Source organism: Legionella nautarum (assembly GCF_001467895.1).
Lineage (GTDB): Bacteria > Pseudomonadota > Gammaproteobacteria > Legionellales > Legionellaceae > Tatlockia > Tatlockia nautarum.
In genome coordinates, this window is the sequence record NZ_LNYO01000022.1 from 27200 (window position 1) to 43708 (window position 16509).

Sequence of the window (16509 nt, forward strand, 5' to 3'; positions counted from 1 at the left end):
CTGCTTAACAAACTCTGTTAACCCACCCTTTTCGCCTTGCTCAGCGACAAGTTCTTTTTTCTTCTCATCCAATTCTTTGTGTAATTGATTGAGTTCAGAGCCATGCTTTTCTACCGCTGCAGCTAAGGTGGCTGCTGAATCCTCAGTTTGTTTTTTCAATGACTCTTGTTGCTCAGATAACGCCGCTTCATACTTCGCTGTGAGTTTTTCGATCTCTTTCTCACCCGAGGCTTTCGTTTCTTGCAGCTGCTGTTCTAACTGCTTAACTTCCTTCGTTAATTCACTCTTTTCGCCTTGCTCAGCGACAAGTTCTTTTTTCTTCTCATCCAATTCTTTGTGTAATTGATTGAGTTCAGAGCCATGCTTTTCTACCGCTGCAGCTAAGGTGGCTGCTGAATCCTCCGTTTGTTTTTTCAATGACTCTTGTTGCCCAGATAACGCTGCTTCATACTTCGCTGTGAGTTTTTCGATCTCTTTCTCACCCGAGGCTTTCGTTTCTTCCAGCTGCTCTTCTAACTGCTTAACAAACTCTGTTAACCCACCCTTTTCGCCTTGCTCAGCGACAAGTTCTTTTTTCTTCTCATCCAATTCTTTGTGTAATTGATTAAGTTCAGAGCCATGCTTTTCTTTTGCCTTAATTAACTTTTCTTCCGCTTCCCGAACTCGGTTTTCTAACAGCTCTTGCTGCTCGTTAAACCTGTAGTTGTCTTCTTTTAGAAGACTTAATTCTTTCTCAAGGGCTTCTTTCGCTTTTTCATGTTCTTTAATCCGATCTTCATGCCTATGATCATCAAGCAACGCCCTGATCAGCGCGCTCACATCGCTTGTTTGTTTTGCCAGGTCTACCATTACTTGTGAAAAATCGACGCGAATCGTCTCTATCGCTTCTTCTTGCGCTTGTAAATAAACTTCACCGAGTAATTTCTCATAAAATTGTTGTGCAGCGGAATCGCTTGGGGCGGCATCTTTTAGTTTCTCGAAAAGAAATTTCTTAGACGAGAAGGATAGGGCTGAATTTTGGAGTAAATCACGCAGTTGAACCTGATAGATTGGGCTTTCAGCTTGAAGAATAAACCAATTTCGATTGACTAGGAGCGCGACTATTCTTGCACGCTCCTGTTCTTCGGTAGCGTTTTTGTAATTATCACAAATGGCATTCAACAACCGCTTAACAGTCTTAAATTGCTGTGCGGGATCGGTTTTAGTATCCAAATAATTTTTTAGTGGATTAACAGGATCTGGGTTACTCAGTAAATGAACTAAAATGGTCGCGCTGTCTTGGGGACATATTTCTTTAATCGTTGCAATATAGTCTTTCAGATACTTAAGCTGCCCTTTTTCTAAAATATAATTGAGTACAGTTTTTCCCTGTTCATCGCTTTGAGTAAAAAATTGCACCCATTCCGTATTGAATAAATTAAGCGGTCTAGCCAGCTCAATTAATTTGGTAACCGCTGAAAAATTGCCATTCTCTGCTGCAATTGTCGTAGGGATTGGACTAAGCAATTCTGCTGAAATAGCGAGAAATTCTTTAGCAAGTTGAGGTTCCTCAGTTAATTCATCAATGACATAAGAAGTCGTCTCATCCCGTAAAAAGAGATGATAGGGGGATAGATCATCTGGCGGAAATTGCATTCCAATTATTTCTTTAGTACCTAATTTTTTAGCTGGATTTGTTTCATTGTATCGATTAACAATTTGATCAAAAAATGTTTTATTTCCTAATACGGCACACAGGTGGAGCGCGCGGTGGATCGCTTTCTCTTCCACGTCGGCTGGCATTATCTTTAACATCGCTTCTAATTGGGGCCAATTATCATTACGTATAGCAATATCTATGCAATTGGTCGCCCACTTAATATAGGGAGCACCCTTTTTACGACCTGCTCCAGGTCCATATTCGTTGAGTAATAATTCAAATATTCTGTCTTCAGATGCACCGGCATTTTTTAGAGCGTCAATGAGTTTGGTAAATACTGAATTAAGTCCTTGCTCAGCAGCGTAATGCAATAGCGCATTTTGCTCGACATATTCAATAAACAAGGGATTCGCTTCAGTAACCTTAGATAATAAAGCAATGAGAATTTCATCTTGTTTGCCTGCTATAGCTTCTTTTAATAAAGCGCTTCCCGGAGCCCCTTCTTTCAAAAAACAATCAGTAAAATCGCTTCTATCGATGACTTTGCTTAAGATTTCAACGGCTGCTTTTTTCTGTTTATCGCTGTTGGGAGCAGTGCATAATATTTCCAAAAAACTCTTGCTTTCAGATGTGGGTCGGACTAATAGATCATAAAAAGAAATGGCAGCTCCTTTCTCATACTCATTAATCAATCGATTGAGAACATCGATATCTTGTTGAGATTTTTGATAGGACTCATCCTTTAATCTTTCGTAATCTAGTAAGCATCGTTGCGCTAAACTGAACTGCTCTTTTAGCTGATTTTTTTTGAGACCATTACCGCTAGCAACTGCCTCATGGACGGTGAAGAGAATTCCCTCAATGTTCTTAACCAATTCTCCTTCGGGACTACTGGCCTCCTTCATTTCTTTCTTTAACTGTTCTCGCAACGCTATTAATCGGCGATACAAATGCATAGGCTCTCCCTCTCTCTGATTCGAGGGAATATACATGACTGCATTTGGATTAGTATAAAACGCCTGATTACTTAGATTTTCATCACTCGCAGTATCATCATCGCAGGCGAAAAATTGATTAAAGTCTTTAATACTAGCTACTTTTAGCCCCTGAGGTTGTTGATCATCAGTCTCTAAAATACCAGGAACGATGTAATCGTTGACTGCACGTCCTTTCACTAAAGCAAAATAGGCTTGGCGATTACAAATACCAAAGGTCATTGCCGTTAAAGCCCAATCATCCATGTAGGTTTCACCGGCATTTAAAGAAGTATTGTATTCTGAATCTCTTCCTTTAATCGATCGAAGTTCTCTAGCAGTTCCTAGGACTCTTGGGCTAATAAAAGGAAGGGTACCATTACGCTCCCCATGTAAAATTTCTAATAGGGGATTAATACCAAACTTAATCTGGCCTTTATCATCAATCGCAACAAAACGTCCGGATTCATCAGTACATTTTTCATCATTGCCCCTGCACTGTAAATCCCCAAACACTTCCGCAAAGACTTCAGGAGCGGTCTTTTTCTCACCTTTATAATCGCGGGAAAATCCACCAGTCGCCCAGTCAATATATTTAACTTGATAACTACCATCTGCATTTCTTTTGAAGAGAAAGTTCTCTGGTTTGATGTCATTATGCGTAAAATTTATACTTTCCAATCGCATTGACTCATCTAATACAGCCTGCGATAGGGCAAGCATCTCCCTTAAATCAGCCAATCCCTCCCCAGGGCGCGCTAAAGGATTATGGTAACGAATGTTGTTTTTAGTGTAGTTGTTTAATTTTTTATTGACGATAGCTTCTGCAAAGCTTTCCCCTTTTGCCCGAGCTGTTAGCGTACGATATTGAACAGGTTTCCCTTCTTCTGAATAGAGAGCCCCTTTGGGTCTAAGTTTATCGGTAACTAGCCAAGATCGCGGCTTTTCAGTTTCAGCCAAGCGATCTTGTTTTTCTGCTTGCAACAGATTTTCCAGTACATGATATTCAACCAGATAATGCGAATCATTTCTTGAAGCAAGGGGTCTGGTTCGCGGATTGAGAAAGCTGGATTCTTCAAAGGTAGGTTTTTCGCTGGTGGCAATAAAACCTTTCTTCATAGCCTTATTTAGACCAGTCAAGAGATCTTCAACTTCCTTAACAGCTGCATATTGCCCTACACCCAGCAGGCGAAGATGAGTGAACAAGCGTTTTTTCTTAGTTCCAGCGCTATAAGCACTATCAAACCCTTCAAAGGGAGCTACCACTCCACGGCTGCCGCCATAAGAAAGTATAAACTCTTCTTTTCCAGGTGGTTTGGTAAGAGAATAGGGTAACGTCACATTTTCTAAATCAATGACTACCTCGATTTCGTCTGAATTATGTAGAACCTTGATCGTCAGAGGTGATTGAGAGGTATAAGGTATTTTAAATTGAACCTCTTCTAACTTTAAAGGGGCAATCTGTTTTGCAATTTGTTTAATGGCTGAAAAATAAGCAGCTTGTTCCTCATCTTTTAAGGCCGGCTCACCTCTGCTAGTACGCTCCATCAGATTAACGAGCTCTTGAGCCATAAGCTTAAGATCGTCCTTTATTCTCTTATGCTCTTCTTTGGAAAGTTTAAGTGTTTCAGCCATTTCAAGATATTCTTTATAGAAAATCTTGGTTATGCCTTTGATTTTGACTGCTGGGGCGTCTTCCGAAGTAAAAATAGCCTCTAACGCTGCTATTTTTTCTTTTCGTTGTTTTTCAGATAAAGAAAGCGTTGTTGCTTTAGTAACGATAGAATTAGTGTATTTAGGCGCATCTTTTTCTTTGAGAGAGGCAATTTGCATATAGCAGTTATCAACCTCAGTTTCCAATTCAAAAATCTTTAAAGCAGAAGAGTATTCACCCGCAGCAACATAGCTAAACGCTTTTTGAAGATTTTCAGTCTCAAAAGCCTTTATTATTTGTTTCGAAAAACCTTTTTTAGATTTAGCTTGCGTATAAAAAAACCTTAATTCTACTAACTTACACAATAATATTTGATCATTATTGTTTAGCTCTAATTGGCTAATTTTAGTGACTACCTTAGCTTCAACTTCGTTCTTGACTTTTACAAAACCGGTAAGCGGTTTTATTTGTGAAAAAACATCAATTACTGCTGTATTCAACCCTGGAATATTTAAAGCAGCGGCGTAATTTTTTTGGGATATTTCAGAAAAAGCTTGTTTTAGTGGTTCGGGAAAAACAATTTTCGGCTCAAGGTGTGTATAGCTTAGGTTTAATTCTAATAATTTTGCTAATAATTGGATTTGTCTAGAATTAGTTAACTCTAATTCCTCAACGATTGCTTGTTTCTGCCTTTCAGTTTCTTGTTTGATCTCAGAATAATTGGCTAGGTATTCCTTAGCTTTATCTTTGTATGGATGAAATAAAGAAATAACCTGCTTTTCGATATCTAAAAGCGTTTTTCCAGTAAAAGTATGACAAGCAATGTCACTACAATCTGCAGCGAGAACCATCGAATAAGCACCGAGGCCAAAACCGGCGGGCATAATATTATTCAGCAGTGACTCAGCAATAGTTTGTGACGACTTTTTAAAACTAAAGACACTGACTGTTATTTCTCTCTCTGAAATATCTACTACAGGCTGTGCAAAGTGCTGGTCCAAATAACGGCGGATTGTTGAAACAGCCTTATCCTTATCACTTGGAATCCCTTTTGAGCCTTTTTTAAACGGATCTGCTTTATCACCTTTTGCAAACAGTTTTTTATCCTTTCTCTCTTTTTTTATCGCTTCAAAGGTCACTTCTAATTTTTGTTTTTTTAAAGTATCCTCCGCCACTGCTTTAGCCAATTTTTTAGCTGCTACTTTCCTTGAATCTTCTACCTGAGATTTAGCTTTTGCTTGAGGTTTTTTAATTTTTTTACTGCTATCTTCTTGGGGTTTCTTAATTATTTGAGCACTATTTTCAGATTTGTATTCAATTTCATACTTAGATGCTTTAGGGAGAAGTTTAAATTTCTCATCATCTTTTAGGTATCTTATTTCAGCTAAATTAGCAAATACACGATTAACTAAAGTGCTTTCTGTAAACAGCTCAATATCTCTGATTTCACCTCTTGCCCAAAATAAATCTATCTCTGCATTTTTCTGTACTTTTTCCGCGTATTCTCGGCGATCTTCTTGGCCAAATCTTAATTTATTAAAAAGATATTTTTTCTCAATGAACGCGTTAACTTTCTCATCTTTATCCCAATCTTCTGATTGTGATATTTTTAATTTTTTTTCAACCTCAGCTAACAGATCAGAAATTGATTTTCCTGCTGCACCTCTATAATCACTGATATTATCCAGTACCGCTGATTTACCAACCTCCGGTATTTGCGCAGTTAACACATTTAGAAAACCTTGATATTGCGAGTATTTATTTTCACTGCTTGAGGCCGTTATTTTTTCACATTCGCGTCGTACTAATTCATAGATAGCCATTTGCACAAGTTTATGGCTTTGTTTACGGAGCTGTTCATCCTTCGTGGTCTCATAGAAACTCATCGCCTTTTTTATCATTTCATCAAGATTAAGAAATGGAGTTTGCAACTGAGATTCTTGTTCTGCTTGATCAAGTTTAAAAAGCACTTCGATATACAATCGAGTTTGTAAATTTTTAATGTCAGATGGAGCATCGGATAAAGTATCCGATAGATGTTGGAGATTACGGAAGTAAACAGCAAAATTAGAGATAAATTTATCACTATCAATTTTGAGCTCTTCCTCCAAATCAAAATCAACACCAAGAGCAGTAATAAGACCTAATTGTTCATCAAGGTTCCTTAATTGAGCTTCTTGTTTTTTCTTTAAAATTATTAGTTGTTCATCGGCCGATTTATTCTCGGAGGTTGAAGGTGGGAATTCCTTCAAATCTTCTTTAATTTTTTCAGATTTATTTCTTAATTCTTTAATCGCGTGATGAATTAAAATTTTACGAATTAATTCGGCAGATTCACCAGAAAAATTAATCAGATTAATTCCATCAATAAACTTTTTGCAATAAGCCATCCAGAAAGCTCCAAATGTGGCATTTTCATTTTATAATTTTATCTCTTAATACTTAAGATAAACTTAATAATTGTGAATTAGTTATGTCGTTTTAGTGAATTATTTTTTAGAATAATCCAAGAAATATAGAATCATTATTAGCTGTTCTAACTGCTTTTTTACCTCTTTTAACCTCACGACATCCCTATGCACCTATTAATCATTATAATATAATGAATGACCATTTTTTAACCCCAGTGCACTTATAAAAAACATTATGTTTATTATCAATGAGTTAACTTGTTAACCTTAAAAAAACTGGCGGAAAATAAAAAAGCTAAGGAATCCATTGCAAAAAGGACTACACTTTAAATTGAAGGTGAAGCTCACTCACCTGCGTTAAGACCAGCTTGGATGATGTATGTCGGATCAAATTGAACGTTTTTTTACTTCCAGTGCGTATGCGGTTATTGGTGCATCAACAAACAGAGAAAAATTTGGTAATAAAGTACTACGCTGTTATTTGCAACATTACAAAACAGTTTATCCTGTCAATCCCACAGAAGGGTTTATTGAAGGTTTAGCCTGCATAAATAATATTGCCGATTTACCTGAAACAGTCGCTAGTATTTCGATTATAACCCCTCCTATAATCACTGAAAAAGTGGTTGAACAAGCAATAAAAAAAGGCATCAAAAATATTTGGATCCAACCCGGCGCAGAAAGCGAAACTGCAATCGATAATTGTGTGAGAAATCATGTAAATGTGATTGCTAAAGGACCTTGTATTTTAGTTGAACTGGGCTTTGTTGAATAAATCATTCACTAAAAATCAAGCTCATACTGTTCATAAAAGCGGGCTACTCCACTTAGCCCTGCAATATACAATGATCCTTTTTATGGTTATGCTAGATACTGACTATAGACGGACTTACACACATGGATTTTTTTGAGCCTACTATTTTCCTCTTATTCCTGGCAGTTCTTTCTTTGCCAATTGCCAACCGATTTCACTTGCCATTAGAAATTTTTCTAGTTGCAGTGAGCGCCATTATCAGCTTTATACCTTGGCTCCCACATTTTCAAATAAATCCAGAGATCGTGTTTAAACTTTTCCTGCCCCCGATCTTGTTTTCAGCTGCTTATTTTGTTTCTTGGCAAGATTTTAAATTTAACTTAAGACCAATTACCCTGCACGCTTTTGGTCTAGTTATCTTTACTACAGCTGCTGTAGCGCCGATAGTGAGATATATTTTTCCAGAATTGTCCTGGGCAGAATGTTTTTTACTAGGCGCTATTGTATCCCCAACTGATGCTTCCGCAACCGTAGCAATTATAAAAAAATTAAACTCTCAGAGACGCTTACTTTCGATAATAGAGGGTGAGAGTTTAATTAATGATGCAACCGCTTTACTGTTGTTCCGTTTTAGTTTAGCAGCAATTGTGACAGGTACTTTTTCCATAACTGACGTGGCCATGAACTTTTTCACTATCCTTATTGGCGGGATCATTACAGGATTAGTTATTGGTTTTATAGCCATTCGTTTAATCCAATACATAAATAATGCCTTAGCTGAAACTACTTTCACATTTATTACTGCATTCGCAAGCTATCTGATAGCCGATCGATTTGGTTTTTCAGGAGTCATCTCTACGGTAGTTTGTGGTGTTTTTGTTGGTAGGGTTCTTCCAAAATACGCTTCCTCACAAATGATGTACCAGACCAGAGCTAGTTGGAGCATCTTCTTATTCATTATAAATTGTTTTGTATTTATTTTAATTGGGGTTGAATTGCCGTGGGTTAGCCAAGCATTATCATACTCTCTCTTAAGTGTAGTCTTGTATAGTGTTATAGTCGTCTTGATTATCATAGCAATTCGTATAGTTTGGGTTTATTCATCAGCTTATTTAAGCCGTAAATTAATTCCATCCATCGAGAAAAAAGATCCTATGCCAAGCTGGCAATTGATATTTGTGGTAGGCTGGTCAGGTATGAGAGGAGTCCTTTCATTAGCCGCAGCATTAGCCATTCCTATTCAATTAGCTCCAGGAATACCATTTCCACATCGGCATTTATTGATTTTTATTATTTATGTAGTCGTTGTGGCCACCTTAATAATTCCAGCTCTCACTTTACCAACCTTTATCAAAAGATTTCAATTAATAGAAGATCCACAGATACGCATGCGAGAAGAAGCACAAGCGCGCGTAAGCACTCTTAAATCCGCATTAGATGCAATTGTTGAATTAACCCAAAATGAACCAATTTCTGAGGAAGTCCTTTTGGAATTTAAAAAACCAATTCTGCGTCGACTCTCAGTTATAAAAACCCAACTTGATGAATCCCCTTGCTCAACTATCAATAAAGATTATCAAACTTTAAAAAAATTAACCTTGGCAGCTATAACTAGTGAAAGGCAGACCCTCTTAAATATGCGCAAAACCGGTCAAATTCGTGATGAAGTTTTTCATCTTTTAAATGAAGAGTTAAATTTAGAAGAAATACGTGCCAGAAGTTTGAGAATATAGGGTCAATACATGGATTTTTACGATCAACATCGCCTATTTTTTTTAATGGTGGGCCGTATAGGTCTCGAACCTATGACACAGAGGTTAAGAGCCTCCTGCTCTACCAACTGAGCTAACGGCCCAATCACTTTTTAGAATACTGTTTCAGGATAAAATTGCAAGGTCTTCCAAAACGCTTATTGCTTGAATTCCCTTAATCCTTTCACATCCACATCAACATGGCGAATAAAACGCTGTATCAGTTGTTTGGCTTGTTCAACTGTTAAAGGTTTGCGAAGTATGCCATCCATTTCTGCATCTTCACAATTAAAGCCGACTACTGTTGGATCATGACCAGTCAAGGCAATAATAGGGACTCTATAATTGCTCCCCTGCTCTCTTTTTCGTAGTGAAGCAGTCAATTGATAGCCATCACCCTCTTCCAAAGTGAGATCCATCAAAACAAGATCATATTTACCTGGTTTAAAAAGCTCATCGGCTTGGCTTGGTGTTGCTACCACATCAGTTAAGCATTTACAGCTCATTAGAACCGTTTTTTCAGCTTTTTGCGCCACTAAATTATCTTCAATAAGTAATATTTTTAGCGCATTGAATTGTGGGGCTATTTCGCTATCCATAGGAGAGCTGACAGCAAGTGGATTACTGTAACGAAGCTGTGATTTTATATTTCTTAACTGGGTATTTAATTGTTTTTGCTTCGTCAAATCACGTAAGGAAACCAACAAACCCAGCGCATTACCGGATTGATCCGCTAAAGGAAGCCGCGAAATTTCAAAATAAAGAACAGAGCCATTATTATTAATTATCGCTTGCTCTTCGACTCTCGCTCTGCCGGACAACATGACCTCGATATCTTGCTGCTGAAATTTTTGGATTTGTTCGGAAGTCCATAATCCCTGCTTGCGCATCATTTCATAAATTGCACCGATACTCTTGTCTTCAATACGGGAAAACCCTAAAAAACGTAATAATTTATGGTTGCAATCGACAAGAAATCCATTTTTATCAAGAAGGTAAAGGAAATCACCTGTTTTTGAAAAAGCACTAGCGTAAATCTGTGAAGTCATTAAGTCGTTCATAATACCCCAACCTCTATGGCAACATCGAATAACCTCGAGCTGGCTATCTCTCAAATCGTCCGAGAGAAAAATCAAACGCCAAATTTTCTTTAGTATAACATATTTAAAACGCATTGATTAATTTTTATCCATTCTTGGGATAAGCATTCATGGTATCTGACAAATACGAAAAATATCTCGCAAGTTTTTACCAACATCTCGCTCTTAAAGAGCTAATATTATTTTGATTTAAGCAGGACAAATAATGAAAGTTAGAGAGAGCTAACCTGCGTTAGGTGTGCAAAATAAATTGATGTTTTTTGCATGAGAAACCATGTCAATTTTCGTGGAAGATTGATAAACAGCTCGGCTGAAAGTTGAATTTTTCAGGCTCTCGGCGGCTTCGCGATAAGCCTCTTTATCGTCTGATAATTTTTTAGGGCGACTAACCTTTCGACCTCTTGCCCGCGCTTCGCAAATAGCGCAGGATACCCTGCGCTGCTGCACAGCCCTGCGCGACCGCTCTGACGACTAAATCAGCACCAAGAACCATATCGCCGCCAGCGAAAACGCGGGGATTAGAGGTCTGAAAGGCATAGGGCTTTTGTTCATTAGTTTGCACCAGCCCTTTTTCTGTTAAATTCACTGCGAGCTGCTCTGTTAACCAGTGAGGTGGATTAGCATCAAAACCATAGGCAATTATTACCTCATCAGCAGGCATAAGATGCTCACCTCCTTCGGCGAAGGAATAGAGCCCCTGCCCATCTTTAATCGTGTTTAGTAATTTGATAGCTTCAACCTGTCGCTTTCCCACTAATTCCACAGCTTGTTTCTGCCAGCTAAAATGTACCCCTTCTTCAATTGCATTTTTTATTTCCTTTTTTGAACCCGGCATATTGTGCATTTCTTGGCGGTAAACACAGGTAACCGAGGCGGCTCCTAGACGCAGTGCCGTGCGATTACAATCCATTGCCGTATCACCTGCTCCGAGAATGACCACGCGCTTATTCTGCATATTCAGCGGTTCATAACCAGGCAGCCCCAAGAAGTTATAGATATTACGCACCAAAAAGGGTAAGGCTGCATGAACTCCTGGTAATAATTCACCGCTAATATTAGCTTTTTTCCCAAGATCAGCGCCTAAGCCTAAAAAAAGACAATCATATTGACTAAGCAAGTCCTCAACAGAATGATCGCGACCAATCTCCGTATTCAAACAAAACCTGATCCCCATAGCCTCTAACACTTGTTTGCGGCGCTTGATGATTCTTTTCTCTAACTTAAATTCTGGAATACCAAAGGTCAGTAAGCCGCCAATTTCGGGGTATTTATCAAAGACGCAAACCTCCACACCCTCTTTAACCAAACTGTGCGCGCAGGCAAGACCCGCGGGGCCGGCCCCAACGATGGCGACCCGCTTGCCTAAGGGTTTAACTTTACTCATATCGGGAAGCCAGCCCTTTTCCAGGGCAGTATCTGCAATAAATTGCTCGATAGCACCGATCGTTACCGCCCCCAAACCATCATTCAGTGTACAAGCTCCTTCACATAAGCGTTCCTGCGGGCAGATACGTCCGCAAATCTCAGGTAAAGGATTGGTTTGGTGAGCCAAATCCGCCGCCTCTTCCAATTTGCCCTGAGCAACTAGCTGCAACCACTGCGGAATAAAATTATGTACAGGACACTTCCATTCGCAATAAGGATTGCCACAGTTAATGCAACGACCGGCCTGAGTTTGCGCTTGTTTTTGCGAATAAGACAGATAAATAGAGGCAAAATGGCGCACGCGCTCTTCAGAACTTAATTTCTCAGGTTCCTGCCTTTTATCTAACAAAAATTTAAATTCTACGGGTTTAATTTCTTTCATTATCTAAAACATCATCCCAGTTAATCGCCGAAGGCTTAATAAGCCAGAATAAGGGCAGGTAATCATTGAAAGAATCATAAAGATGTTGCCCCCAAGCACTTCTAGTTGCTTCGACATAGCGTTGCAAAATCTGTTTAAGATACTCGCTAAAGCGCGATAAATTTGCTTCAGATAGGCGATGTAAACTAATTAATTCGGTATTACAGTTTGTCGCAAAACTATTATTTAAGTCTAAAACGAAGGCGACTCCCCCTGTCATACCTGCGCCAAAATTCACACTCACTTCCCCTAGAACCACTACAACGCCACCAGTCATATATTCACAGCAATGCGCACCAGCCCCTTCAACCACCGCAATAGCGCCTGAATTACGTACAGCAAAACGTTCGCCAACCAATCCGGCCATGTAGCAATAGCCGCCAGTCGCACCATAAAGGCAGGTGTTCCCCGCGATAGTTGCTTCCTTAGAGGGGTAACCTCTGTTTTCTGATGGCCTAAGCACGAGTTTGCCACCGTTCATGCCTTTGCCAACATAATCATTCGCCTCACCAGTCAAATCCAAAGTTAAGCCCTGGCAATTCCAAGCACCAAAACTTTGCCCGGCACTACCAGTAAAGAACAATTGAATGGCATCATTTTCTAGTCCTTTTAGACCATGGTGTTTGGCAAGATAACCAGAAAGCTTAGCTCCCACCGCACGATCCTTATTAGAAATGGGAAAATGCAGTTTGATGGGCTGCCCTGTTTGTAACAAAGGCTCGATAGTCTTTTGAATCCTTTGGGCAAGTTCTCCTCTATCTATTGGGTGATTTTTTTTCGGCGTTGCCAACCAATTGCAAGGGTAGGAAGAGGCTGTTTTAGCCAGTATGGAAGACAAATCAAGCTTAGCGAGCAAGGGATCGCCTAGCTCTTTTTTCTGCAATAAATCGTTACGGCCAATGACCTCATCCAAGTTTGCAAAACCTAAAGAGGCTAAAATTTCTCTTACTTCTTCTGCAAGCCAGGTGAAATAGTTAATAACCCGCTGTGCGTTGCCTTGATAGTGATATTGCCTTAAAAAATCATCCTGCGTGGCTATCCCCGTAACGCAATTATTCAGATGGCAAATTCTTAGATATTTACAGCCTAAAGCCACCATCGGAGCCGTACCAAAACCAAAACATTCAGCACCTAGCATGGCTGCTTTCACCACATCTTGTCCTGTTTTTAGACCACCATCAACTTGGAGAATGACTCGATGACGCAGATGGTTGTCTAACAAGAGCTGATGAGTTTCCTGCAAGCCTAGCTCCCAAGGTAACCCCGTATATTTGATTGAGGTGATTGGGCTCGCCCCCGTGCCCCCATCATAGCCAGAAACGGTAATGATATCTGCATAGGCTTTGGCAACGCCTGCCGCGATAGTGCCTATTCCTGAGCCTGCAACTAATTTGACCGAAATTAGCGCTTCGGGATTGACCTCTTTGAGATCAAAGATTAATTGGCCTAAATCTTCAATGGAGTAAATATCATGGTGTGGCGGCGGTGAAATAAGCGTGATACCTTCACTACAATGACGCAGATGAGCAATCGTGGCATTGACCTTATTGCCTGGTAACTGTCCTCCTTCGCCTGGCTTAGCACCCTGCGCTATTTTGATTTGAATCACTTCAGCATTAGATAAATATTCAGCCGTAACACCAAAACGTCCCGACGCAATCTGTTTTATTTTTGAACTCATCAGGGTCTTATGGCGATAACTTGCCTCCCCTCCTTCACCAGAGTTAGAGCGACCGCCGAGGGTGTTCATTGCAACAGCTAAGGCCTCATGTGCTTCCGGAGATAAGGCACCTAGCGACATTGCCGCGGTTTCAAAACGGGGGTAAATGGTAGCGATGGGTTCAACCTCAGTAAGGGCTAGGGGAGGTTTGGGGGACTTGAAATCCAATAAGTCACGGACGGTGCTTAAGGGACGATTTTGCAGCAAGCTTGAAAACTGCTGATAAAGCTGGCGTTCGCCTTTCTTCGCTGCCTCAAGAAGAGTCATCACCACATCTGGATTAAAGTCGTGATATTCGCCTGCTGGCAAATATTTTAATAAGCCACCATGTCGCGGTGCACTATAAGGATTATGGGCATTATCAAAATGCGTTCTTGCTAAACTGTCTAGATCGGTGAAATCGAGCAAATTTAGGGTGGATGAACTTTGACTGAAGCAACGGTTGACTACCTCTTGACTTAAACCAATGATGTCGCAAAGCTGAGCACCACGATAACTGCTAATCGTAGAAACACCCATTTTAGCGCAAATTTTTAGGATACCATTTTCAATCGCTTTGACATAATTAACCAAACCCTTTTCGATCTTGCTTTGTTGGATGAGGGCATAGGCAAGATAGGGATAAATAGCAGCTGCACCATAAGTTAACAAGACAGCAAAATGATGCGAATCGCGTACCCATCCTGATTCAACCAGTAGATCACAATCGTAGCGTAACCCCTCTTCAATGAGTCGATGATAAATTGCACCAACGGCGAGAAGAGGATGAATGGGGATGTCGTGCCGCTTAATAATTTTATCGCTTAGCAACAAAATAACGGCACCATTCTTGACGGCGCTGACTGCCTTGTTGCAAAGGCTAGTAATCGCCCTGGCTAAGCTCTGGCCCGTTGAATGAGCTAAAGGCAAGGTCTCCAAACGATAATCGGGATTAGACAGGTTTTTTAGATGGTCTAGATCGCTTGATGATAAAACAGGGGAGCTAAGAATGACTCGCTTGGTATGATGCTCACTCTCGTCAAAAAGATTGTAGCGTCTGCCAAGGGTTGTCTCGAGAGACATAAACATGGATTCACGTAAAGAGTCCATGGGCGGATTGGTAACTTGAGCAAACTTTTGCCGGAAATAGTCAAACAAGACTCTAGGTTGTGTTGAAAGGACTGCGATTGGCGTATCATCCCCCATTGAGGACGTTGCCTCCTTGCCTGTTTCAGCCATAACAACCAAGACCTCATTACTTTCCTCATCACTTAGGTCATAGAGTTTGCGATAAAAAGTCAGCGCTTCACTATCAAAATCTTCCTTGTTAAAATTTAAATGCGTCTCACAAGGCACATAATGGGCATGGCGATGCAACCAAACAGGGTAGGGTCTTCTTGCGCTCAACTGACTATCGATCAATTCTGTGGTCAAAACTTGATGCGTCTTGGTATCAACGGCGATAAGCTCTCCTGGGCCAAGTTTGCCCTTGTAACCAATTGTTTCTTCGTCTAAATCAATAACCCCTACTTCCGAGCAAGCAATGACCAAACCATCCTTGGTTTGTAAATAACGGGCGGGGCGAAAACCATTCCTATCGAGGGCACAACAAACAATCTGACCATCGCTAAACACAACACTAGCCGGTCCATCCCAAGGCTCCATTTGCAAGGAATAATAACTAAAATAAGCTCGGCGTTCAGGACTAAGCTGTTTCAACTTTTGCCAGGCAGGTGGTATGAGCAAACGAATTGCCTGAAACAAATTCATGCCGCCTCTTATCAAAAATTCCAATATGTTATCTAAGCTAGCTGAATCAGAAACCTTAACATCAACAATCGGTCTAACCGAATCTAGATAGGGAAAGAGTTTGCTAGTGAGTAATTTGTCTCGTGCAAGGGCTGCATGACGATTGCCTTGAATGGTATTAATTTCGCCATTGTGCGCCAAAAATCGGAAGGGTTGAGCCAAACGCCAAGCAGACAAGGTGTTGGTAGAAAAGCGCTGATGAAAAATGCAAAAGGCAGATTTGAGTTTGGTATTGGCCAAATCTTTATAAAAAATGGCTAAATTCTTTGGTAAAACGAGCGCTTTATAAATAATAACCTGTGTTGAAAGCGAGCAAATATAAAAATGGGGGTCATCCAGCAATGAGGTTGACGCCCGATGGCGAGCAAGTAGCAGCCTCGCTTCAACCTCGCCTACCTCACTATTATCAGGAATATTAACCAGCACTTGAGCAATTTTAGGCAGGCTTTTATAAGCATGTTCACCACAAATACTGCTATCGATAGCTAGATCGCGCCAGGCTACAACGGAAAAACCTTGCTCACTTAAGGCTTCAGTGACAACTTGCTTATTCCTTCGCTTCTTTTTAGGATTGAGAAAACACATGCCAACAGCAAAAAGAGTATGCAGAGGCAAGTTATTTTGTTGAGCATAGTCTCTGAAAAAAGACCTTGGCATTTGTAGAAGCACACCGCAACCGTCTGCTGATAACCCGTCCTCTGCTACCGCACCGCGATGAATAAGTCGCTGTAAAGCAGTAAGCGCTTGTTTTATTACACGATGTGAAACTCTACCATTCACGTCTGCAATAAAACCACAGCCACAATTGTCTTTTTCTATGCTAACCATGCTGCAGTACCCTGCCTCTATAAACATTTCTTGCAAAAGGTTGG

General features: G+C 40.2%; 6 protein-coding genes and 1 tRNA gene. 2 read left to right on the top strand and 5 right to left on the bottom strand.

Translation table 11 applies throughout. The features are described from left to right. Positions 1-6657, bottom strand: a 6657-nt coding sequence (locus Lnau_RS10910) for a protein kinase family protein (protein ID WP_193786811.1), incomplete at its 3' end; no start/stop codon positions are given. A gap of 400 nt (positions 6658-7057) precedes the next feature. Between Lnau_RS10910 and Lnau_RS10915 the strand changes: the two genes are divergently transcribed. Next, entirely contained in the window at positions 7058-7453 is a 396-nt protein-coding gene (locus Lnau_RS10915) for a CoA-binding protein (protein ID WP_058505184.1), read from the top strand. Positions 7454-7575: 122 nt separating this feature from the next. After that, on the top strand, positions 7576-9165 hold the full coding sequence (locus Lnau_RS10920; protein WP_058505185.1) for a Na+/H+ antiporter: 1590 nt from the start codon (positions 7576-7578) through the stop codon (positions 9163-9165). A 46-nt stretch (positions 9166-9211) separates the two neighbouring features. Here Lnau_RS10920 and Lnau_RS10925 read toward each other — a convergent pair. From Lnau_RS10925 to gltB, 4 genes are all read right to left on the bottom strand, one after another. Beyond that, a tRNA-Lys gene (locus Lnau_RS10925) sits at positions 9212-9287 on the bottom strand. A gap of 54 nt (positions 9288-9341) precedes the next feature. Further along, entirely contained in the window at positions 9342-10244 is a 903-nt protein-coding gene (locus Lnau_RS10930) for a response regulator (protein ID WP_058505241.1), read from the bottom strand. Positions 10245-10668: 424 nt separating this feature from the next. Further along, entirely contained in the window at positions 10669-12090 is a 1422-nt protein-coding gene (locus tag Lnau_RS10935) for an FAD-dependent oxidoreductase (protein WP_058505186.1), read from the bottom strand. After that, on the bottom strand, positions 12077-16465 hold the full coding sequence (gene gltB / locus Lnau_RS10940; RefSeq protein ID WP_202972581.1) for a glutamate synthase large subunit: 4389 nt from the start codon (positions 16463-16465) through the stop codon (positions 12077-12079). Before gltB ends, Lnau_RS10935 begins: the two co-directional genes overlap by 14 nt. Between the last annotated feature and the right edge of the window lie 44 nt (positions 16466-16509).

What these genes read in the sequence shown, in the direction of transcription:
- Lnau_RS10915 (WP_058505184.1), top strand. Translation starts at nt 7,058, where the DNA reads ATGTCGGATCAAATTGAACGTTTTTTTACTTCCAGTGCGTATGCGGTT.
- Lnau_RS10920 (WP_058505185.1), top strand. Translation starts at nt 7,576, where the DNA reads ATGGATTTTTTTGAGCCTACTATTTTCCTCTTATTCCTGGCAGTTCTT.
- Lnau_RS10930 (WP_058505241.1), bottom strand. Translation starts at nt 10,244, where the DNA reads ATGAACGACTTAATGACTTCACAGATTTACGCTAGTGCTTTTTCAAAA.
- Lnau_RS10935 (WP_058505186.1), bottom strand. Translation starts at nt 12,090, where the DNA reads ATGAAAGAAATTAAACCCGTAGAATTTAAATTTTTGTTAGATAAAAGG.
- gltB (WP_202972581.1), bottom strand. Translation starts at nt 16,465, where the DNA reads ATGGTTAGCATAGAAAAAGACAATTGTGGCTGTGGTTTTATTGCAGAC.